The sequence below is a fragment of the Azospirillum sp. genome, from assembly GCF_050789165.1.
Genome location: NZ_JBOZRT010000062.1, coordinates 67,912 through 87,856, shown reverse-complemented (window position 1 = coordinate 87,856; position 19,945 = coordinate 67,912). Strand labels below are relative to the sequence as shown.

General features: G+C 71.4%; 22 protein-coding genes. 15 read left to right on the top strand and 7 right to left on the bottom strand.

Features of this window, described 5'->3' with window-relative positions; genetic code table 11:
- Positions 1 to 247 precede the first annotated feature (247 nt).
- Positions 248 to 766: an MAPEG family protein gene (locus tag ACRWK7_RS15175; protein WP_431857099.1), complete on the bottom strand. Its 519-nt coding sequence runs from the start codon at positions 764 to 766 to the stop codon at positions 248 to 250.
- Between the two features lie 4 nt (positions 767 to 770).
- Positions 771 to 1,727, bottom strand: coding sequence for an acetyl-CoA carboxylase carboxyltransferase subunit alpha (locus tag ACRWK7_RS15170; RefSeq protein WP_431857098.1), 957 nt, complete (start codon positions 1,725 to 1,727; stop codon positions 771 to 773).
- 120 nt (positions 1,728 to 1,847) lie between these two features.
- Between ACRWK7_RS15170 and ACRWK7_RS15165 the strand changes: the two genes are divergently transcribed.
- The 3 genes from ACRWK7_RS15165 to ACRWK7_RS15155 all read left to right on the top strand — a co-directional run bounded on the left by ACRWK7_RS15165 (position 1,848) and on the right by ACRWK7_RS15155 (position 4,005).
- Positions 1,848 to 2,597 carry a class I SAM-dependent methyltransferase gene (locus tag ACRWK7_RS15165; protein ID WP_431857097.1) on the top strand — a complete coding sequence of 250 codons (750 nt, stop codon included), beginning with the start codon at positions 1,848 to 1,850 and terminating at the stop codon, positions 2,595 to 2,597.
- An 82-nt stretch (positions 2,598 to 2,679) separates the two neighbouring features.
- Complete coding sequence (gene phhA, locus ACRWK7_RS15160) at positions 2,680 to 3,537, top strand: phenylalanine 4-monooxygenase (RefSeq protein ID WP_431857096.1); 858 nt, start codon at positions 2,680 to 2,682, stop codon at positions 3,535 to 3,537.
- 63 nt (positions 3,538 to 3,600) lie between these two features.
- On the top strand, positions 3,601 to 4,005 hold the full coding sequence (locus tag ACRWK7_RS15155; protein ID WP_431857095.1) for a carboxymuconolactone decarboxylase family protein: 405 nt from the start codon (positions 3,601 to 3,603) through the stop codon (positions 4,003 to 4,005).
- A gap of 47 nt (positions 4,006 to 4,052) precedes the next feature.
- Here the strand turns inward: ACRWK7_RS15155 and aroB are convergent, their stop codons facing one another.
- Together aroB and ACRWK7_RS15145 are read right to left on the bottom strand one after the other, a co-directional pair.
- Complete coding sequence (gene aroB / locus ACRWK7_RS15150; protein ID WP_431857094.1) at positions 4,053 to 5,189, bottom strand: 3-dehydroquinate synthase; 1,137 nt, start codon at positions 5,187 to 5,189, stop codon at positions 4,053 to 4,055.
- On the bottom strand, positions 5,186 to 5,725 hold the full coding sequence (locus ACRWK7_RS15145) for a shikimate kinase (RefSeq protein WP_431857100.1): 540 nt from the start codon (positions 5,723 to 5,725) through the stop codon (positions 5,186 to 5,188). Before ACRWK7_RS15145 ends, aroB begins: the two co-directional genes overlap by 4 nt.
- Positions 5,726 to 6,007: 282 nt before the next feature.
- Here ACRWK7_RS15145 and ACRWK7_RS15140 point away from each other — a divergent pair, with 282 nt between their 5' ends.
- The 3 genes from ACRWK7_RS15140 to xerD are packed head-to-tail and all read left to right on the top strand — an operon-like array spanning position 6,008 to position 8,982.
- The gene (locus ACRWK7_RS15140; protein ID WP_431857093.1) at positions 6,008 to 6,151 is read left to right on the top strand and encodes a hypothetical protein; all 144 of its coding nucleotides are present in this window, start codon (positions 6,008 to 6,010) and stop codon (positions 6,149 to 6,151) included.
- Positions 6,132 to 7,988 carry a hypothetical protein gene (locus tag ACRWK7_RS15135; RefSeq protein WP_431857092.1) on the top strand — a complete coding sequence of 619 codons (1,857 nt, stop codon included), beginning with the start codon at positions 6,132 to 6,134 and terminating at the stop codon, positions 7,986 to 7,988. The genes ACRWK7_RS15140 and ACRWK7_RS15135 overlap by 20 nt, the downstream gene beginning before the upstream one ends.
- A gap of 10 nt (positions 7,989 to 7,998) precedes the next feature.
- Positions 7,999 to 8,982, top strand: coding sequence for a site-specific tyrosine recombinase XerD (gene xerD / locus ACRWK7_RS15130; RefSeq protein ID WP_431857091.1), 984 nt, complete (start codon positions 7,999 to 8,001; stop codon positions 8,980 to 8,982).
- 44 nt (positions 8,983 to 9,026) lie between these two features.
- On the opposite strand, the gene ACRWK7_RS15125 is transcribed toward xerD, so the two are convergent.
- On the bottom strand, positions 9,027 to 9,326 hold the full coding sequence (locus ACRWK7_RS15125) for a hypothetical protein (protein ID WP_431857090.1): 300 nt from the start codon (positions 9,324 to 9,326) through the stop codon (positions 9,027 to 9,029).
- Positions 9,327 to 9,524: 198 nt separating this feature from the next.
- On the opposite strand from ACRWK7_RS15125, the gene aceB reads away from it, so the two are divergent.
- The 5 genes from aceB (at position 9,525) to ACRWK7_RS15100 (ending at position 14,574) form a co-directional block, all read left to right on the top strand.
- Positions 9,525 to 11,129, top strand: coding sequence for a malate synthase A (gene aceB, locus ACRWK7_RS15120; protein ID WP_431857089.1), 1,605 nt, complete (start codon positions 9,525 to 9,527; stop codon positions 11,127 to 11,129).
- Positions 11,130 to 11,229: 100 nt separating this feature from the next.
- The gene (gene bluB / locus ACRWK7_RS15115; protein ID WP_431857088.1) at positions 11,230 to 11,874 is read left to right on the top strand and encodes a 5,6-dimethylbenzimidazole synthase; all 645 of its coding nucleotides are present in this window, start codon (positions 11,230 to 11,232) and stop codon (positions 11,872 to 11,874) included.
- A gap of 104 nt (positions 11,875 to 11,978) precedes the next feature.
- On the top strand, positions 11,979 to 13,307 hold the full coding sequence (locus tag ACRWK7_RS15110; protein ID WP_431857087.1) for an HlyC/CorC family transporter: 1,329 nt from the start codon (positions 11,979 to 11,981) through the stop codon (positions 13,305 to 13,307).
- 107 nt (positions 13,308 to 13,414) lie between these two features.
- Positions 13,415 to 13,873, top strand: coding sequence for a CBS domain-containing protein (locus ACRWK7_RS15105; protein WP_431857086.1), 459 nt, complete (start codon positions 13,415 to 13,417; stop codon positions 13,871 to 13,873).
- Positions 13,874 to 13,965: 92 nt separating this feature from the next.
- A complete protein-coding gene (locus tag ACRWK7_RS15100) occupies positions 13,966 to 14,574 on the top strand; it encodes a DUF2889 domain-containing protein (RefSeq protein WP_431857085.1) in 609 nt (202 codons plus the stop codon).
- Between the two features lie 6 nt (positions 14,575 to 14,580).
- Here ACRWK7_RS15100 and ACRWK7_RS15095 read toward each other — a convergent pair whose 3' ends face one another.
- Entirely contained in the window at positions 14,581 to 15,075 is a 495-nt protein-coding gene (locus ACRWK7_RS15095; protein ID WP_431857084.1) for a ribbon-helix-helix domain-containing protein, read from the bottom strand.
- Positions 15,076 to 15,295: 220 nt separating this feature from the next.
- Positions 15,296 to 15,580 carry a BolA family protein gene (locus ACRWK7_RS15090; RefSeq protein ID WP_431857083.1) on the bottom strand — a complete coding sequence of 95 codons (285 nt, stop codon included), beginning with the start codon at positions 15,578 to 15,580 and terminating at the stop codon, positions 15,296 to 15,298.
- A 145-nt stretch (positions 15,581 to 15,725) separates the two neighbouring features.
- Here ACRWK7_RS15090 and ACRWK7_RS15085 point away from each other — a divergent pair, with 145 nt between their 5' ends.
- The 4 genes from ACRWK7_RS15085 (at position 15,726) to cobT (ending at position 19,824) form a co-directional block, all read left to right on the top strand.
- Entirely contained in the window at positions 15,726 to 16,310 is a 585-nt protein-coding gene (locus ACRWK7_RS15085; protein ID WP_431857082.1) for a J domain-containing protein, read from the top strand.
- Between the two features lie 89 nt (positions 16,311 to 16,399).
- Complete coding sequence (gene cobS / locus ACRWK7_RS15080) at positions 16,400 to 17,404, top strand: cobaltochelatase subunit CobS (RefSeq protein WP_431857081.1); 1,005 nt, start codon at positions 16,400 to 16,402, stop codon at positions 17,402 to 17,404.
- Between the two features lie 73 nt (positions 17,405 to 17,477).
- On the top strand, positions 17,478 to 17,858 hold the full coding sequence (locus ACRWK7_RS15075) for a GxxExxY protein (protein ID WP_431857079.1): 381 nt from the start codon (positions 17,478 to 17,480) through the stop codon (positions 17,856 to 17,858).
- 82 nt (positions 17,859 to 17,940) lie between these two features.
- Positions 17,941 to 19,824 carry a cobaltochelatase subunit CobT gene (gene cobT / locus ACRWK7_RS15070; RefSeq protein ID WP_431857078.1) on the top strand — a complete coding sequence of 628 codons (1,884 nt, stop codon included), beginning with the start codon at positions 17,941 to 17,943 and terminating at the stop codon, positions 19,822 to 19,824.
- The last annotated feature ends 121 nt before the right edge of the window (positions 19,825 to 19,945 follow it).

Sequence of the window (19,945 nt, the reverse complement as noted above, 5' to 3'; positions counted from 1 at the left end):
CCAGGAGAGTTGGCAAGGGGTTGATTTCCCAAGGTTCTCTGGATCCCCGCTTTCGCGGGGATGACGAAAAATGGAAGAAACGCGCACGGGGCCGTCATATCCCCGAGGTGGAGACTCGGAACCACAGAACTCTGCCGCTTCAGAAGCTTAAACACGTTCCCCGGACAGCCGTGCGCGAAGGCGGGGATGACGGCGAAAAGGTGCCGCCAGGGCATGAGACTATGGGAGCGGCCGGCGTCGAACGTCCTCACACCGCCAGCAGCACCGCCCATCCCAGCACGATCAGGTTGACCGCGAAGGTCATCGCCATGCCCGGCGCGCGGGCGTAGGGGTGGACAGCGTAGCCCGCCCAGAACAGCAGCCGCCCCACCACGAACAGCGCCGTCGCCAGCGCCAGCACGCCCAGGCTGGCGACCGGCAGCAGCGTGCTCAGCGCCGTCAGCGCCGGCAGGAAGATCAGCGTCTGCTCGACGGTGTTGGACAGCACCCGCTGCGCCACGCGGTAGGCGCGGCTCTCGGTGTCCTCGACGGGGTTGAAGGCCTGGAAGCGCCCGCGCACCGCCATCACGCCGGCCACCATGGCGAACAGCACCAGCGCCGGCCAGATCGACAGCCGCGCCGCCAGCGCCAGCCGCGCCTGCAGGGCGACGACGCCCTCCGGCGCCGCCATCAGCGGCGCCAGCAGGACGAACAGGGCGGCGGTGACCGCCGCCGAGGCGAGGTTGACGCCGGCCGCCGTGGCGATGAGGCGCGTCCCCGCCGCCATGGCGTCAGCCCAGCCCCTTCTGGCCCATCTCCAGGAACTTCTCGCGGCGGTGGCGGCGCAGCGTGGCGGCGTCCTGGCCGTCCAGCTCGCGCAGCGACTCCTCGATGGCGTCGCCCAGCGCCGTCACCGTCTCGTCCGGCGCGCGGTGGGCGCCGCCGATCGGCTCCTGCACCACGCGGTCGATGACGCCCAGTTCCTTGAGGTCCTGGCTGGTCAGGCGCAGCGCGGTCGCCGCGTCGCCGGCCATGTCGGAGCTGCGCCAGAGGATCGACGCGCAGCCCTCGGGCGAGATCACCGAGTAGATGGCGTGTTCCAGCATCAGCACGCGGTCGGCCGTCGCGATGGCGATGGCACCGCCGGAGCCGCCCTCGCCGATCACCGCGCTGACCAGCGGCACGCCGATGCGCAGGCAGGTTTCGATGCTCTTGGCGATGGCCTCGGCTTGGCCGCGCTCCTCGGCCTGGACGCCGGGGAAGGCGCCGGCGGTATCGACCAGCGAGACGACCGGCAGGTTGAAGCGCTCGGCCATCTGCATCAGGCGCTGCGCCTTGCGGTAGCCCTCGGGCTTGGCCATGCCGAAGTTGTGGCGCACGCGCGATTCGGTGTCGTGGCCCTTCTCCTGGCCGATCACCACCACCGACCGGCCGCGGAAGCGGCCCAGGCCGCCGACCACAGCGGCGTCCTCGGCGAAGTGGCGGTCGCCGGCCAGCGGCGTGAAGTCCTCGATCAGGCCCTCCACGTAGTCCAGGCAATGCGGCCGGTTCGGGTGGCGCGCCACCTGCACCTTCTGCGCCGCGGTCAGCTTGGCGTAGGTCGAGCGCAGCAGCTTGTCGACCTTGACCTGCAGCTTGCCGACCTCGTCGGCGATGTTCAGCTCGCCGGCGTCGGTCAGGTGCCGCAGTTCCTCGATCTTGCCTTCGAGTTCGGCGATCGGCTTTTCGAATTCCAGAAAGGTCTGCATGTCGGGTGATTTCGCGGGGTCTGCTCGGGACCGGGCTACCTACCACGCGCCGCACCGCAGCGCCATAGCCTAGAACGCCGCTCCGTTGTTACCATGGCGCCCCGCAACGGAGGCCGAGCGATGACCAGCGCGTTCAAGGACCACTTCTCCGGCCACGCCGACGATTACCGGGCCTTCCGCCCGCTCTACCCGGCGGCGCTGGTGGACGTGCTGGCCGACGCCGCCCCCGGCCACGACCTCGCCTGGGACGCCGGCTGCGGCAACGGGCAGCTGTCGGGCGACCTCCGCCGCCGCTTCGCCCGCGTCATCGCCACCGACGCCAGCGAGACGCAGATCGTCCAGGCCGTGCCGCACGACGGCGTCGCCTACCGCGTCGCCCCGGCCGAGCGCAGCGGCCTGCCCGCGGCGCAAGCCGACCTGATCGTCGCGGCCCAGGCGGCGCACTGGTTCGACCTGCCGGCCTTCTACGCCGAGGCGAAGCGCGTCGGCCGCCCCGGCGCCGCGCTGGCGCTGGTCAGCTACGGCGTGCTGGCGGCGGACGGCGAGGTCGGGACCCTGCTGCGCACCTTCCACGACGACACCATCGGCCGCTGGTGGCCGCCGGAGCGGGCGCACGTCGACAACGGCTACCGCTCCCTGCCCTTCCCGGTGCCGGAGCGCCCGGTGCCGCCGCTGTCCATGGCGATGCCGTGGACTCTGGCGCAGGTGGTCGGCTACCTGGGCACCTGGTCGGCGGTGAAGGCGGCGCTCAAGGCCACCGGCGCCAACCCGCTGGACGATTTCGTGCCGGAGCTGGCGGCGGCCTGGGGCGACCCCGACGCGCCGCGCACCATCCGCTGGCCGCTGGCGGTGCGGCTGGGCACGCTGTAGCCCACCATCGGCGTACTCCGCCGCGACTCCCTGGCGCCCGCCCCTGTTCCACACCACTGTTATGGAAAAGGGGAGACGAGCCATGGTCGCGACCGCGCCGCCGGGGACCCGCCCCGACTACACCATCGACCAGGACTGGGACGCCTACACGCCCGAGGAGCACGCCATCTGGCGCACGCTGTTCCGCCGGCAGGAGGAGATCCTGCAGGGCCGCGCCGTGCCCGAGCTGGTCGAGGCCATGCGGGCGCTGGAGATGACCGCCGAGGGCATCCCGCGCTTCGAGCGGCTGACCGAGATGCTGATGCCGGTCACCGGCTGGACCATCGTCGCCGTGCCGGGTCTGGTGCCGGGCGAGATCTTCTTCGAGCACCTTGCCAACCGCCGCTTCCCGGTCACCCGCTGGATCCGCACGCCCGAGCAGATGGACTACCTGGAGGAGCCGGACCTCTTCCACGACCTGTTCGGCCACGTGCCGCTGCTGATGAACCCGGTGTTCGCCGACTACATGGCGGCGTACGGCGCCGCCGGGCTGAAGGCGAAGGACCTGGGCTTCCTCGACTATCTGGGTCGGCTGTACTGGTACACGGTGGAGTTCGGGCTGATCGACACTCCCGACGGCCTGCGCATCTACGGCGCCGGAATCGCCTCGTCGAAGGGTGAGTCGATCTGGTGCCTGGAGGACCCGTCGCCGAACCGCATCGGCTTCGACCTCAAGCGGGTGATGAACACGCACTACCGCATCGACGACTACCAGGAGACCTACTTCGTCATCGACAGCTACGACCGCCTGTTCGCCGAGACGACGCAGGACCTGACGCCGCTCTACCGGCAGTTGGCGGGCCACCCGCCCTACGAGCCGGGCACGGTGCTGCCGACCGACCGGGTGTACCATAGCGGCACCGGCACCTACCACGCGGCGAAGCGGCGGGCGGCCGAGTAGGCGGTCGCCCCGCCGGTTCCGGTGGGGTATCGTCGGCGGACACTCACCGGAGAGGAGCCAGCGATGTCAGCGGTGAAGATCTGGACCGACGCGGACGTCGAGGCGGACCCGCGCGTCAAGGCGGTGTTCGACGACATCCGGGCGACCCGGAAGACCGACTTCGTCAACAACATGTGGCGGGCGCTGGCCGGCCAGCCGGAGCTTCTGGAGGCCACCTGGAACCGCCTGAAGCAGGTGATGGTGGCGCCGTCCTCCCTCGACCCGCTGACCAAGGAGCTGGTCTACCTCGCGGTGTCGACGGCCAACTCCTGCAGCTACTGCGTCCACTCGCACACCGCCGCCGCGCGGGCGAAGGGCATGACCGACGCGCAGTACCAGGACTTCCTGGCCGTGGTCGGCATGGCGATGCAGACCAACGCGCTGGCGACCGCCATGCAGGTGCCGGTGGACCCGGAGTTCCAGGTGTGACGCTCCGGGTGTGAACGGCCTGCGGTCCGCCCGAACACCCGTTTCCGTCAGCCCGCGACCGCGTCCTCCAGCAGCGCACGCACGGCGGCCGTGTCCACGTCGCGCATGGTGAAGGCGTCGCCCAGGCGGCGGGCCAGCACGAAGGTGATGCGGCCGTCCTTCACCTTCTTGTCCTTGGCCATGGAGGCGATCAGCTCGTCCACGTCCCAGGCGACGCCGGGGATGTCGGTCGGCTTGGTCGGCAGGCCGACTGCCTTCAGGTGCGCCCGCGCCCGCTCGGCGTCGGCCGCCGGGCAGAGGCCCAGGCGCACGCTGAGGTCGAACGCCAGCACCATGCCGATCGCCACGCCCTCGCCGTGCAGCAGGCGCTGGCCGAAGCCGGTCGCCGCCTCCAGCGCGTGGCCGAAGGTGTGGCCGAGGTTGAGCAGCGCGCGGTCGCCGCTCTCGCGCTCGTCGATGCCGACGATGTCGGCCTTGGCGCGGCAGCTCACTGTCACCGCGTGGCGGCGGGCGGCCGAGTCGCCGTCCACCACGCGCCGGCCGTTCGCCTCCAGCCACGCGAAGAAGTCGGGCAGGCGGATCAGGCCGTACTTCGCCACCTCGGCATAGCCGGCCAGCACCTCGCGCGTCGGCAGGGTGTCCAGCGTCGCGGTGTCGGCGATCACCAGGCGCGGCTGGTGGAAGGCGCCGACCAGGTTCTTGCCGTGCCGGCTGTTGATGCCGGTCTTGCCGCCGACCGAGCTGTCGACCTGGCTCAGCAGCGTCGTCGGCACCTGGACGAAGTCGATGCCGCGCAGCGCGGTGGCGGCGGCGAAGCCGGTGATGTCGCCGATCACCCCGCCGCCCAGCGCCACCAGCACCGCCCCGCGCTCGATCCCGCGCCCCAGGATGGCGTCGAGCAGCCGCTCCAGATGGGCGAAGTCCTTGGTCTTCTCGCCGTGCGGCAGGACGATGGCGGTGCCGGGGTCGATGCCGGCGCGGCGCAGGCTGGCCTCCAGCGTGCCGAGGTGCAGCGGCGCCACGGTGTCGTCGGTGACGATGATCGGCGGCTTGCCGCGGGTGATCCCGGCGATGCGCGGCCCGGCCTCGGCCAGGATGCCGTCGCCGACCAAAATGTCGTAGCTGCGGGCGCCGAGCTCGACGCGGACGGTCTCGGGCCCAGGGGTCTTGGTGGCGGCGGTCATGGGTGCTTCTCCTCGGGCGCGGCGGCGGACCTGGACGGGCGGAGGGAATGGCCGAAATGCGTCTCCAGCGCCTCGATGACGCGGGAGACGGTGTATTCCGGCGGGTGCTCGTCGCTCTCCACCGTCAGCTCGGCCTCGGCGTAGATGGGGTAGCGCTGCTCCATCAGGCGGGACAGGATCTCGCGCGGGTCGCCCTTCCTCAGCAGCGGCCGGTGGGTGCGGCGCGCGGTGCGCTCCAGCAGCACTTCCAGCTCGGCGCGCAGCCAGACCGAGGTGCCGCGCTCGCGGATCAGCGCGCGGGTGTCCGGGTCCATGAAGGCGCCGCCGCCGGTGGCCAGCACGTGCGGCGCGCGCTCGGTCAGCAGCCGGGCGATGATCTTGCGCTCGCCGGCGCGGAACGCGGCCTCGCCGTCGCGGGCGAAGATCTCCTCGATGGTGCAGCCGGCGGCCTGTTCGATCTCGATGTCGGCGTCCACGAAGGGCAGCCCCAGCCGGGCGGCCAGGCGTCGGCCGATGGCGCTCTTGCCGGCGCCCATCAGGCCCACCAGCACGATGGTCCGCGGCAGGACGGCCGGCACGACGGTCTTGGGCAAAACTCACAACTCCCGGTCGATTCGGCGCGGGCGCGGCACGCTGTTGCGCGCCGCCCGTGCCGGGTCTAAAGTGACGCCCCGCTCGGGCTCCAGCCGAACGGCCGGTCCCAGGGCGCGGGTGCCTTGCTTTAGCATGAAAGCGCACCCTTGTCCCAACCCCTGCAGACCAGCCCCATGGTACGTCCGAAATCCCGTTCCTTTTCCGCTTCCGGGTCGTCCCGCTCCATGAAGTCTCGCGCGCTCTCCGCCCTCCTGGTGCTGTTGCTGGTGGTTGCCGTCGGCGGCCTCGCCGTCCTCGGCACCTGGGATCTGCCCGCTCCGTCGAAAGCGGTCGAGAAGGTCATCCCGGATGAGCGCTTCCCGCGCTGATCGCGCCGGGAGCGTCCGTCCAGGCCGGCGCGCCGCGCCGGCCGCCATCCTGATTCCGCCCATCCTGATTCCGCTGGGGGCCCTTCTCCTCGCGTCGGCCGCGCATGCGCAGTCGCAGGGCCCGATCCGCCTCGGACCGCCCGCCGCCGACACGGCGCGCTCGGTGACCGTGCCGGTGGTGCCGGCCGGCCCGGACACGCCGATCATCCTGGTGCCGCCGCCGGCCCGGCCGGACGCGGCGCCCTCCCCTCCGCCCGTCGCCGACCCGATCACCCCGGCGCCGGCCAAGCCCGGCACGATCCAGGCGGCCCCGCTCGCCGCCCCTGACCCGGACGGCGCCGGCGTGCTGGACGCGTCCAACGGCGGGCTCGGCGTGCTGCTGTGGCACGGGGTGCCGCGCGGCGCGGTGCTGCGCCTGCTGTCCGAGCTGCCGCTGTCGGTGCCGTCGCCCACCGCGCGCAGCCTGATGCGCCGGCTGCTGCTCACCGACGCCGCCGCGCCGCCGCCGGCCATGGACGAGGGGCCGCCGGTCCGCCGCTTCGGCGCGCTGCGCGTCGAGGCGCTGGCCGGGCTGGGCGACCCAAAGGGAGCGCTGGACCTCGCCGCCAGGCTGCCCGGCGTGCTGGAGGACGAGTCGGCGGCGCGCGCCGTCGTCGATGCGCAGCTGTTGCAGGGCACGCTCGACTGCCCGTGGGCGGTGGAGACCGGCAAGCCGTTCCCGACCACCTACTGGCAGCGCCTCGACCTGTACTGCCGGGCGCGCGGCGGCGACCGCACCGGCGCGGCGCTGGTCCTGGAGCTGCTGGGCGGCCAGAACGACGCCGACGATAGCTTCCGCGCGCTGGCCGAGGCGGCCATCGCCGGCGGCGTGCCGCCGCTGCGCGGCCTGAAGGACCCGGCGCCGCTGACGCTGGCCATGATGCGGCTGATCTCGGCGCCGGTGTCGCCGGACCTGCTGGACCTCGACCCGATGCGGCTTGCCGGGGTGGCGCGGCTTCCCTCCGCCGACCCGACGACCCGCGTCGCCGCGGCCGAACGGGCGGCCACCGCGCTCTACATGGATGCCCGCGCGCTCAGCGAGGCGTACCGCGCCGCGCCCGCCAAGGGGGACGAGCTGTACCGCCTGAAGGACCTCGCCGCCCGCGACCGCGGCGCGCGGGTGCGCGGGCTGGTGCAGCAGGCCTTCGCCGGGGCGGCGGACGGCAACCGGCGGATGGCGCTGGCGGCCCAGGCCATCGACCTGCTCGACCCGCCGATGTGGGCCGGGCCGGCCGGCACGGTGGTGGCCGCGATGTTCGACACCGTCACCGTGAACGTCGAGGCGGCGCCGCTCGCCCCGGCCGCGGTGCGGCTCTACGAGGCGCAGGGGCGCACCGAACAGGTACGGCGCTGGCGCGATCTGGCGACGCGCACCGGCGCAGGGGCGCGGCTGTGGCCGCTCGCCGCGGCGGCCAACCCGGCGGCCGGCGGGCTGTCGGCGTGGCTGGACGACGCGTTGCGCGGCGGCGATCCGTCGGCCCCGGCGCGCGCGGCCGGCACGCTGGCTCTGCTCAAGGCGCTGGGCGCGGACGTGCCCGAGGAGGCGTCGCGTCGCGTGCCGGCCGACCCGCCGGCGCTGCCCGGCGAGCCGATGCGCTGGTCGCAGCTCGACATGGCGGTCAAGGAGGGCCGTGTCGGCGAGACGGCGCTGCTCGCCCTGGTCCTGCTCGGCGAGGCCGGGCCGGCCGGGACGCCGCCGGCGGTGCTGGCGCGGCTGGCCGGCGCGCTGCGCACGGTGGGGCTGGAGAACGACGCCCGCGCGCTGGCGCGCGAGGCCATCGTGGCGCAGGGGCTCTGAGCGACCGCCCATGACGACCAAGCGCCGCGGACGACCCTGCAAGCCCCGCCCGGTGTCGCGCGTGCCGCAGCTCGACGCCTTCCTCGACATGCTGATGGCGGAGCGCGGGGCGGCGCTCAACACCCGGCAGGCCTACGAGCGCGACCTGACCGACGCGGCGCTGTGGCTGGCGCAGCGCAGCGTGACACTGGACCGCGCCAACACCGACGACCTGCGCGGCTACCTCGCGCATCTCCAGGCCAAGGAGGGGGCGGCGCCGCGCACGGTGGCGCGGCGGCTGTCGGCGCTGCGGCAGTTCTTCCGCTTCCTGGTGTCGGAGGGGCGGCGCGCCGACGACCCGGCCTCGGCGCTCGACAGCCCGAAGCAGGGCCGGCCGCTGCCGAAGATCCTCTCGGAAGGCGAGGTGGAGCGCATGCTCGACACCGCCCGCGCCCGCGGCGGGCCGGACGGCGTGCGGCTGGTGGCGCTGCTGGAGGTGCTGTACGCGACGGGGCTGCGCGTGTCGGAACTGGTGGGGCTGCCGCTGTCGGCGATCCTGCGCGACGGACGCGGCCTGATCGTGCGCGGCAAGGGCGGCAAGGAGCGCATGGTGCCGCTCTCCGACCCGGCGCGGGCGGCGATCGCCGCCTACCTGCCGCTGCGCGCGGCCTTCCTGATGCCCGAGCGCGAGGCGGTGCAGACGCGCTTCCTGTTCCCGTCGCGGACCGCGGCCGAGGGCTACCTGACGCGGCAGCGCTTCGCGCAGATCCTCAAGGACCTCGCCATCGAGGCGGGGATCGACCCGGAGAAGGTCAGCCCGCACGTGCTGCGCCACGCCTTCGCCACGCACCTGCTGGACCACGGCGCCGACCTGCGCTCGGTGCAGAAGATGCTGGGCCACGCGGACATCGCCACCACGCAGATCTACACCCACGTGGTGGCGGACCGCCTGCGCAAGGTCGTCACCGAGCACCACCCGCTGGCCAAGAAGCGGACGGTGAAGGGCGAAACGTAGCGGTCTTGCCCCCTCCCCCGCGCTGCGGGGAAGGGGGCATCGGCTCACCGTTTCAGCCCGCTCCCGTAGCGGCGGCAGTCGTACTCGTCCGTCCCGCGCGCGGCGTTGCCGCCGTTCGAGGTGTTGTACGACGGGTCGTCGCACTGGCCGTTGCGGGCGTACGCGCCGCCGCCCCGGCGGTTGCCGTACGCATAGCCGTCGTCGTAGTCGCTGCCCGAATTGCCGAACAGCCCGCCCGAGCCGCCGAACAGGCCGCCGCCGCCACGGCCGCTGCTGGTCTCGTTGCAGGCGGCGAGCGTCAGCGGCACCGCGATGATCGCGGCCACGCGAAGTGCGGTCTTCATGGTCGTTTCCTTCTCATTGTGCGGGGCGAACCCCGTCCTCGATCCCTCAACAGGCGAACGCCGCGCGGAATTCCCTCACGGCGTGCAGGCCGGCCGGGCGCGACCAAACGCCCGCGACGGCTGTGCCGCGGCTGTGCTATAGCGGCTGGAAAGGGTGCGCGCCGAAGCGCGGCAGCGTTCAAGGAGGGGGAAACCGCTATGGCAACCACGATCTCCGGGCTCGAGATCCTCGGCCCCGTCAAGCCGGGCTACGAGGAGATCCTGACGCCCGAGGCGCTGGCCTTCGTCGCCGAGCTGGAGGGCCGCTTCGGCCCCGAGCGCGAGCGCCTGCTGGACGTCCGCCGCAAGCGCCAGGCCCTGATCGACGCCGGCGAGAAGCCCGACTTCCTGCCCGAGACCAAGGCGATCCGCGCCGCCGACTGGAAGATCGCGCCGCTGCCGCACGACCTGCTGGACCGCCGGGTCGAGATCACCGGGCCGGTCGACCGCAAGATGGTCATCAACGCGCTGAACTCCGGCGCCAAGGTGTTCATGGCCGACTTCGAGGACGCCAACACCCCCACCTGGGCCAACCAGATCGAAGGGCAGATCAACCTCCGCGACGCGGTGCGCCGCACCATTAGCTTCCAGGACCCGGCAACCGGCAAGGCCTACGCGCTGAACCCGAAGCCCGCCGTCCTGAAGGTGCGCCCGCGCGGCTGGCACCTGGAGGAGCGCCACGTCCGCTACGAGGGACAGCCGGTCTCCGCCGCGCTGTTCGACTTCGGCCTGTACGTCTTCCACAACGCCCGGGAGCTGCTGGCGCGGCACAGCGGCCCGTACCTCTACCTGCCGAAGCTGGAGAGCCATTTCGAGGCGCGGCTGTGGCGCGAGGTGTTCCTGGTGGCGGAGGACTGGCTCGGCCTGCCGCACGGCACCATCAAGGCCACGGTGCTGATCGAGACGATCCTCGCCGCCTTCGAGATGGACGAGATCCTCTACGAGCTGCGCGACCACTCGGCCGGCCTGAACTGCGGGCGCTGGGACTACATCTTCAGCTTCATCAAGAAGTTCCGCGACGACCCCGCGGCGGTCATGCCCGACCGCTCGGAGGTCACCATGGCGACGCACTTCCTGCAGTCCTACAGCCTGCTGGCGATCAGGACGTGCCACCGCCGCGGCGCCCCGGCCATCGGCGGCATGGCCGCCTACATCCCGGTGAAGGGCGACCTGGAGGCCAACGAGGTGGCCTTCTCCCGCGTGCGCGCCGACAAGGAGCGCGAGGCCTCCAACGGCCACGACGGCACCTGGGTGGCGCATCCCGGCCTGGTCCCGGTGGCGCAGGAGGTGTTCGACGCCTACGTGCCCGGCCCCAACCAGATCGAGCGCAAGCGCACCGACGTCGAGGTGACGGCGGCCGACCTGCTCCAGGTTCCCGACGGTCCGAAGACCGAGAAGGGCCTGCGCCTCAACGTGGCGGTCGGCATCGGCTACATCGAGGCGTGGCTGCGCGGCCTGGGCTGCGTGCCGCTGTTCAACCTGATGGAGGACGCCGCGACGGCGGAGATCAGCCGCTCCCAGGTCTGGCAATGGGTGCGGCACGGGGCTTCGCTGGACGACGGCCGGACGGTGACGCTGGAGCTGGTCGACGCGGTCATCGCCGAGGAGCTGGCGGCCTGGAAGGACCGGCTGGGCGAGGCCGTCTACGGCGCCGGCACGTGGACGCAGGCGGCGGCGCTGTTCCGCGATCTGGTGGCGCGGACCGACTTCGTGGAGTTCCTGACGCTGCCGGCCTACGACCGCATCGTGGCGGACGGCGCGTGAGCGCAACGATTGCCCCCTCCCTAACCCTCCCCCGCTTCGCGGGAGAGGGAACTCAAGCCCCCTCTCCCGCGAAGCGGGGGAGGGATGGGGAGGGGGCTGCATGCCTCTGACCGCTCCCGACTTCGACGCGGCGTTCCGCGAGCGGCTGGTCGAGCTGTTCCGCTGGCGCCGCGACGTGCGGCGCTTCCGCACCGATCCGCTGGCGGACGGCCTGCTCGACGCGCTGATCGACGCGGCGTGCCTCGCCCCCTCGGTGGGGTTCAGCCAGCCCTGGCGCTTCGTCACGGTGGACGAGCCGGCGCGGCGCGACGCGGTGCGCGCCAGCTTCACGGCGTGCAACGAGGCGGCGCTGGGCGGTTACAAGGGGGAGCGGGCGGCGCTGTACGCGAAGCTCAAGCTGGAGGGGCTGACCGACGCGCCGGTGCAGCTGGCGGTGTTCTGCGACGAGGGGACGGCGGCCGGCCACGGCCTGGGCAGCCGCACCATGCCGGAGATGCTGCGCTACTCGGTGGTGGCCGCGGTGCAGACGCTGTGGCTGACCGCGCGGGCGCACGGGGTGGGCGTCGGCTGGGTGTCGATCCTCGATCCCGACGCGGTGACCCGCGCGCTGGACGTGCCGGAGGGCTGGCGGCTGGTCGCCTACCTGTGCATCGGCTACCCGGTCGAGGCGCTGCCGGAGCCGGAGCTTCAGCGGGCGGGGTGGCAGGCGCCGGACCCGGAGGCGCGGCGGGTGTGGGCGCGGTGAGCCACGACCGCGCGCCCGTGGGCATCGGGCACCACGTCCTGCACGAACCACCGCCCGGCACGCCGGACGCCCGCCGGCCCCTGACCTGACGCGAGCCGCCGCCCATGGAGAAGATCGATTTCGGCGTGGACCCGAGCGACGAGCTGACCCTCTGGATCATGCTCGGCGCGGTGATCGTGCTGATCGCGCTGTCGGCGTTCTTCGCCGGGGCGGAGACCGCGCTGACCGGCGCGTCGCGGCCGCGCCTGCATCAGCTGGAGCAGGAGGGCAACCGCCGCGCCCGCCTCGTCAACCGCCTGCGCGCGGACAAGGAGCGGCTGATCGGCGCGCTGCTGCTGGGCAACAGCGCCGTCAACATCCTGGCCTCCTCGCTCGCCACCTCGGTGCTGATCGGCCTGTTCGGCGAGCACGGCGTCGCCTACGCCACCATCGGCATGACCGCGCTGATCGTCATCTTCGCCGAGGTGATGCCGAAGACCTACGCCATCAACCACGCCGACCGCTCGGCGCTGGCGCTGGCGCCGGTGGTGCGCTTCGCGGTGGCGCTGCTGGGGCCGGTGGCGGCGGCGGTGGAGTGGATCGTCGCCCTCATCCTGCGGCTGTTCGGCAGCGACATCCACACCGTGTCGGTCGGCAGCTCGGCCGAGGAGCTGCGCGGCGCCATCGAGCTGCACCGCGGCGAGCAGACCACCGAGGAGGAGGAGGAGATCCGCCACGAGCGCGCCATGCTGCGCTCCATCCTCGACCTCAACGAGGTGCCGGTCTCCGACATCATGACGCACCGGCGCAACCTGGTCACCATCGACGCCGGCCAGCAGCCGGCGCAGATCGTCGACGAGGTGCTGGCCAGCCCCTACACCCGCCTGCCGCTGTGGAAGGACAACCCCGACAACATCGTCGGCGTGCTGCACGCCAAGGCGCTGCTGCGCGAGGTGCGGGCGCACGGCGCGCAGCTGGAGCCGGTGGATGTGGTGGCGCTGGCCGCGCAGCCCTGGTTCATCCCCGACACCACGACCCTGCTCGACCAGCTGCAGGCCTTCCGCGAGCGGCGCGAGCACTTCGCGCTGGTGGTGGACGAGTACGGCAGCCTGATGGGCGTGGTGACGCTGGAGGACATCCTGGAGGAGATCGTCGGCGACATCTCCGACGAGCTGGACGTCAACGTCGCCGGCGTGAAGCCGCAGCCCAACGGCTCCTACGTCATCGACGGCTGGGTCACCATCCGCGACCTCAACCGCGAGTTCGAGTGGCGCCTGCCCGACGACAAGGCCTCGACCATCGCCGGGCTGGTGCTGCACGAGGCGCGCAAGATCCCCGAGGTCGGGCAGGTCTTCACCTTCTACGGCTTCCGCTTCGAGATCCTGCGCCGCCAGCGCCACCAGATCGCCGCCCTGCGCGTCACCCCGCCGAATACGGGCGAGGACCGGCAATAGCCCCTCCTTTCGTGCGGCGACTTGACGCACCCGCGATCTCCGCTCACCATACCGTCAGCGGGCCGAACAAACGGCCGCCGAATCCGGGATGGACAGGGAGAGATCGCATGCCGACACGCAAGCTGATGCCCGACGTGATCCAGCGACAGCAGCTGGTCTGCCTGTCGGCCGACACCACGGTGCGCGACGCCGCGGTGCTGATGGCCGAGCGCCGCATCGCCGCCATTCTGGTGACCGAGGGGCGCCGCCTCCAGGGCATCTTCACCGAGCGCGACCTGACCGTGCGCGTCGTCGCGGCCGGCAAGGACCCGGTCGCCACCCGGCTCGCCGAGGTGATGACCCGCGCCCCCGACACGCTCGGCCCCAACGCCGCGGCCGGCGAGGCGCTGGAGCTGATGGAGCGCCACCGCTACCGCCACCTGCCGGTGGTGGACGGCGACGAGGTGGTCGGCATCGTCTCGATCCGCGACCTGTTCGCCGTTGTGCGCGAGCACCTGGAGCACGAGATCAAGGACCGCGAGGAGTTCATGTTCGGCTCGGGCTACTCCGCGGGCGCATTGCCGTAATGCCAGAGCGAGGGGTGGGGCTCGCTTGACCTAAGCGTCAGCCCCACCGATATTCGCTTCGCACCTGCGAAAGCGAAAAGAGACCTGAATCGATGCCCCTGTCCCCGCCGGCGGAACGCCACCCCCTCCATACCCGCGAGATCACCTGCCGCGGGTACCGGCGCGCCGACGGGCTGTGGGACATCGAGGGCCACCTCACCGACGTCAAGACCTACGCCTTCGTCACCGAGCAGCGCGGCCGGCTGGAACCGGGCGACCCGATCCACGAGATGTGGCTGCGGCTGACCGTGGACAACCAGTTCAAGGTGCACGCCGTGGAGGCGGTGACCGACAAGTCGCCCTTCCTCGCCTGCGGCGACATCGCGCCAAACTACCAGCGCCTCGTCGGGCTGAACATCGGCAAGGGCTGGACCCGCGCGGTCAAGGAGCGGCTGGGCGGGGTCGAGGGCTGCACGCACCTGATGGAGCTGCTCGGCCCGATCGCCACCACGGCGTTCCAGACCATCTACCCGATCCTCGCCCGCGAGGCGGAGGAGCGCGCCAGGGCCGCCGGCCGCGGCCAGGACAAGAAGGCGCGCCCGGTGCTGCTCGACATGTGCCACATCTTCGCCAGCGACGGCGAGGTGGTGCGCACCTTCTGGCCGGAGCACTACACCGGCGACTGCGAGCCAACCAACGCCGAGGCGGAAGCGGCGGAGTAAGGCCGCCTACATCTCCATCCGCGCATCGCCCAGCGCGCGGCTCTTGACGCCGGCCGGCCGGGTGGAGCCGGGCAGGCCAGGGTCCTCGCTGGGGATGCCGCCGCCGCCGCCGCCGGAATCGCCGCTGGCGTCGCGCGGCAGGTCGAAGGGCGTGCCGACGAACGGGTCGCCCAGGCCGTGCCCGGCCTTCTGGTGGCCCGGCTCGGTCGCCGCCTGCACGAAGTACGACGCGATCAGCACGCGCACCGCCGAGGTGAAGGTCGACTTCTTCTCGGCCGCGGTCTGCGGCTTGGCTCCCGGTTCCAGGGCGGCGCGCTCGCGCTGCCTGTCAAGGCGCTCCTTGATCAGAGAGCACAGGGCGTTGATGGTCAGGCCCTCGCGCTGCCCGATGGCTTCCAGGGCCTGCCACATGGACGGCTCCAGGCGGATGCTGGTCCGCTTGTGTCCGTCCATGACGACGTTGCGGCTTTCCAGCGGCCCGACGCCGCCGCTGGGTCGCACGGTCTGTTTCTTCCGCCCGCGATTGGCCATGCAGAGCTCTTCCCTCGGTCCGCGGCCGTGGGGCTCTCCCCTCGGGCGGACACGATAAACGGTTGCATAGACCGCACTCTACCGAATGAAGCGCGAAATGCAACCGGCACTGCATATTGCAATTGCCGAATGCGGAAAGTCATCCGCCGGCAGTTGCACACCAATGTATGCAAATGGGCTGCGGGAATGACTAGCGGTCTTCCTGCGGGGCCAGGGTGGTGAGGGCGAGCGCGTGGACGCGTTCGTCCATTTCCTCCTGCAGCAGGGCGTAGACCATGCGCTGCCGCTCGACCCGCGACTTGCCGGCGAAGGCCTCCGACACCACGGTGACGTGGAAGTGCGTCTCGCCCTCCGGGTGGGCGCCGCCGTGGCCGATGTGGCGGTGCGACTGGTCCTCGATGTCGAGGCGCGTCGGCGACAGGCCGTCGGTCAGCTTCCGGCGCATGCGGTCGGTGTAGGGCGTGGCGGTGGCCATGATGTCTCCTGGAAAAGCGGTTCAACGAAGCTGTGTGGTGCCGGGCCGGCGTGCTGTCAAGGCGCACTGTCAAGGCGTGGAAAACGCTGTCAAGACCGCCATGCGCGCGCTTGCCAGCGCCCCGGGTGGTGCCCATACTCAGCCGATGCAGCGCAACCGAGCCCGCCTCGATTCCCGTTACGACTTCGCCCCGCGCCCGGCGACGCGGGCGTGCGACCATCCCGGCTGCGCCGGCGACGGCGAGTACCGCGCGCCCAAGGCGCGCGACCGGCTGAACGAGTATTTCTGGTTCTGCCTGAACCACGTGCGCGAGTACAACAAGGCCTGGGACTACTACGCCGGCATGGACGCCGACCAGATCGAGAGCGAGGTGCGCCGCGACACCACCTGGCAGCGCCCGACCTGGCCGCTGGGCTTCTGGGCCGTGCAGGAGAAGTTCCTGCGCGACCGCGCGACCAAGGGCTTCGGCTTCGAGTTCGGCCGCGAAGCCGGACAGGGCGCGGCGGAGGAGCAGGCGCAGCGCCGCCAGGCCGCCCGCACGCCGGAGGAGGAGGCGCTGGCCGTCCTCGACCTCGCCCCGCCGGTGGATTACGCGCGCATCAAGGCCCGCTACCGCGAACTGGCGAAGCTCCACCACCCCGACGCCAACGGCGGCGACCGGGCGGCGGAAGAGCGGCTGAAGGACATCAATCAGGCCTACAACACGCTGAAAGCCTGTTATGGTGCATGAAGGCCTCCGCCGGCGTATGATTGTATCACTGCCGCCGTCGGCGGCGCCCGGATCCGACCCTCGCTGAAACGACCAAGAAAACCGTACTCATGCCGTCTCAAGGAGCCACGCAGGCCAGTTCGGCCCTGTTCGACCACGTGCCGGACATCACGCTGTCGGTGCGCCAGACCTTCGGAATCGACAGCGACATGCAGGTGCCGGCGTTCAGCACGCGCACCGAGCACGTGCCGGACGTCGATGAGGCCTACCAGTTCGACCGCGACACCACGCTCGCCATCCTGGCCGGCTTCGCGCACAACCGGCGCGTCATGATCCAGGGCTACCACGGCACCGGCAAGTCCACCCACATCGAGCAGGTGGCCGCCCGCCTCAACTGGCCGTGCATCCGCGTCAACCTCGACAGCCACATCAGCCGAATCGACCTGATGGGCAAGGACGCCATCGTGCTGCGCGACGGCCTGCAGGTGACCGAGTACCGCGAGGGCATCCTGCCCTGGGCGCTGCAGCACGCCTGCGCCCTGGTGTTCGACGAGTACGACGCCGGCCGCCCGGACGTGATGTTCGTGATCCAGCGCGTGCTGGAGGTGGAAGGCAAGCTGACGCTGCTCGACCAGAACCGCGTCATCCGCCCGCACCCGGCGTTCCGCCTGTTCTCCACCGCCAACACGGTGGGCCTGGGCGACACCACCGGCCTGTACCACGGCACGCAGCAGATCAACCAGGGCCAGATGGACCGCTGGAACATCGTGGCGACGCTGAACTACCTGCCGCACGACGCCGAGGTGGACATCATTCTGGCCAAGGTGGCCGGCTACGACGACGCCAAGGGGCGCGAGACGGTGTCCAACATGGTGCGCCTGGCCGACATGAGCCGCCAGGGCTTCATCAACGGCGACATCTCCACCGTGATGAGCCCGCGCACGGTCATCACCTGGGCGGAGAACGCCAAGATCTTCAACGACGTGGCCTTCGCCTTCCGGATCACCTTCCTGAACAAGTGCGACGAGGTGGAGCGCCCGGCCGTGGCCGAGTACTACCAGCGCTGCTTCGGCGCCGAACTGCCGGAGACGGGGGTGAGCGTCAACCTGGTGTGACCCTGCGCCCCTCATCCTTGGAGTGCGTACCAAGTCTTCACGGATTTCACGGATTTAGGCACGGATTTCACGGATGAGGGTGGTTCTCGACGGCGAGACGGAAAGCTTGACCGAGCGCATCATTGGGGCCGGCTACGAGGTCTTCAACGCGCTCGGCCAGGGCTTTGTCGAATCCGTCTACAAGAAGGCTTTCGTCCATGAGTTGCGCGAGCGCCTGCTCGACGTCGGACAGGAGGTTCCCTTCGATGTCCGGTACAAGGGGCACAGCGTCGGCACCTACTACGCCGATCTGGTCGTCGAGAGCCGGGTGATCGTGGAGCTGAAGGTCGCCGAGGCCATCGCCCAGCCGCACGTCAAGCAGGTGATCAATTACCTGCGCGCCAGCACCATGCCGGTTGGTCTGCTGTTCAATTTCGGAACACCCGGCCTGACGTTCCGCAGAGTGCTTCCCTAGGAAGATCCGTGAAATCCGTGACCCAATCCGTGAAATCCGTGAAGCCCCAGTAGTCCCCACGCCAACCGAGACCGTCCCACACATGTCCTCCGACCGCGAATCCCCCGTCGAGATCTTCAAGCGCTCCACCGCGTCCACGGTGCGCGCCCTGGCGGGGCGCGAGGACGTGCAGGTCACGCATTCCTCCGAGCCGCCGGGCCTGCTGGGCACGCGGGCGCGCATCCCGGTGCCGCCGCGCGACCTCAACCCGCACGACGTCGCCACGGTGCGCGGCGCCGCCGACGCGGTGGCGCTGCGGCTGCGCTTCCACTCCAACGCCATCCACGCCCAGCGCATGCCCCTGGGCGACACCGCCCGCGCCGCCTACGACGCGCTGGAGCAGGCGCGCTGCGAGGCGCTGGGCGCGCGCGCCATGCCGGGCGTCGCGCACAACCTGGGCGCCGCGCTGGAGGAGCGCTACCGCAAGCACGGCTTCGACAAGATCACCGACCGCGACGGCGCACCGCTGGCCGAGGCGCTGCGCCTGATGGCGCGCCAGTTGATGACCGGCGAGGCGCCGCCGCCGAACGCCGCCCACGTGGTGGATCTGTGGCGCGGCTGGGTCGAGGAGAAGCTGGGCACGGACTTCCACGGCCTCTCGAAGCACATCGCCGACCAGGACTCCTACGCCCGCGCCGTGCGCAAGCTGCTGGCCGAGCTGGAGATGGACGTCGGCGAGGAGCCGGAGACCGAGGAGGACGAGGACGAGGAGCGCAAGTCCGAGGAGAACGAGAACGAGCCGAACGACGGCCAGACCCGCGGCGAGGACCAGGTCTCCACCGAATCGGAGTCGATGTCCTCCCCGCAGATGCAGGAGAGCGACCTCGGCGACGGCGCCGAGCAGGGCGGCGAGGACAGCGACGCCGAGATGGGCGAGGGCGAGGGCTCGGAGGAGCCGGCCGGCCCCGGCCACCCCTGGCGCCCGGAGAACAGCCGCCGCAACGAGGTCGATCCCAACGCCTACAAGGCCTTCACCACCCAGTTCGACGAGGTGGTGGACGCCGCTGACCTCTGCGACCCGGACGAGCTGGCGCGGCTGCGCATGATGCTCGACCAGCAGCTCCAGCACCTGCAGGGCGTCATCTCGAAGCTGGCGAACCGCCTGCAGCGCCGCCTGATGGCGAAGCAGACGCGCAGCTGGGAGTTCGACCTGGACGAAGGCATTCTCGACGCCGCGCGCCTCAGCCGCGTGGTGGTCAACCCGGTGCTGCCGCTGTCCTTCAAGCGGGAGAAGGAGACTGATTTCCGCGACACGGTGGTCGGGCTGCTGATCGACAATTCCGGCTCCATGCGCGGCCGGCCGATCTCCATCGCCGCCATGAGCGCCGACATCCTGGCCCGCACGCTGGAGCGCTGCGCGGTGAAGACCGAGATCCTCGGCTTCACCACCCGCGCCTGGAAGGGCGGGCAGGCGCGCGAGGCGTGGCTGTCGGCCGGCAAGCCGGCCAACCCCGGCCGCCTCAACGACCTGCGCCACATCGTCTACAAGGCGGCCGACCAGCCGTGGCGGCGAGCCCGCAAGAACCTCGGCCTGATGCTGCGCGAGGGCATCCTCAAGGAGAACATCGACGGCGAGGCGCTGCTGTGGGCGCACAACCGCCTGATCGCCCGGTCGGAGCAGCGGCGCATCCTGATGGTGATCTCCGACGGCGCGCCGGTGGACGATTCGACGCTGTCGGTCAACGCCGGCAACTATCTGGAACGCCACCTGCGCGAGGTCATCCAGTACATCGAGGGCCGCAGCCCGGTGGAGCTGGTGGCCATCGGCATCGGCCACGACGTGACGCGCTACTACCGCCGCGCGGTCACCATCGTGGACGCCGAGCAGCTCGGCGGCACCATGATGAACAAGCTGGCCGAGCTGTTCGACGAGGACGACGACCGCGGCGCGCCGGCCTGGGCGCCGCGCCGGGCGGCCGCACGGTGATGTTGCCCCCTCCCCACCCCTCCCCCGCTCATGCGGTGGAGGGAGTTTGCCAACACATCGGCGGAGTTCCCTCCACCGCGTCAGCGGGGGAGGGTTAGGGAGGGGCCGCGTCCGGCGCTTG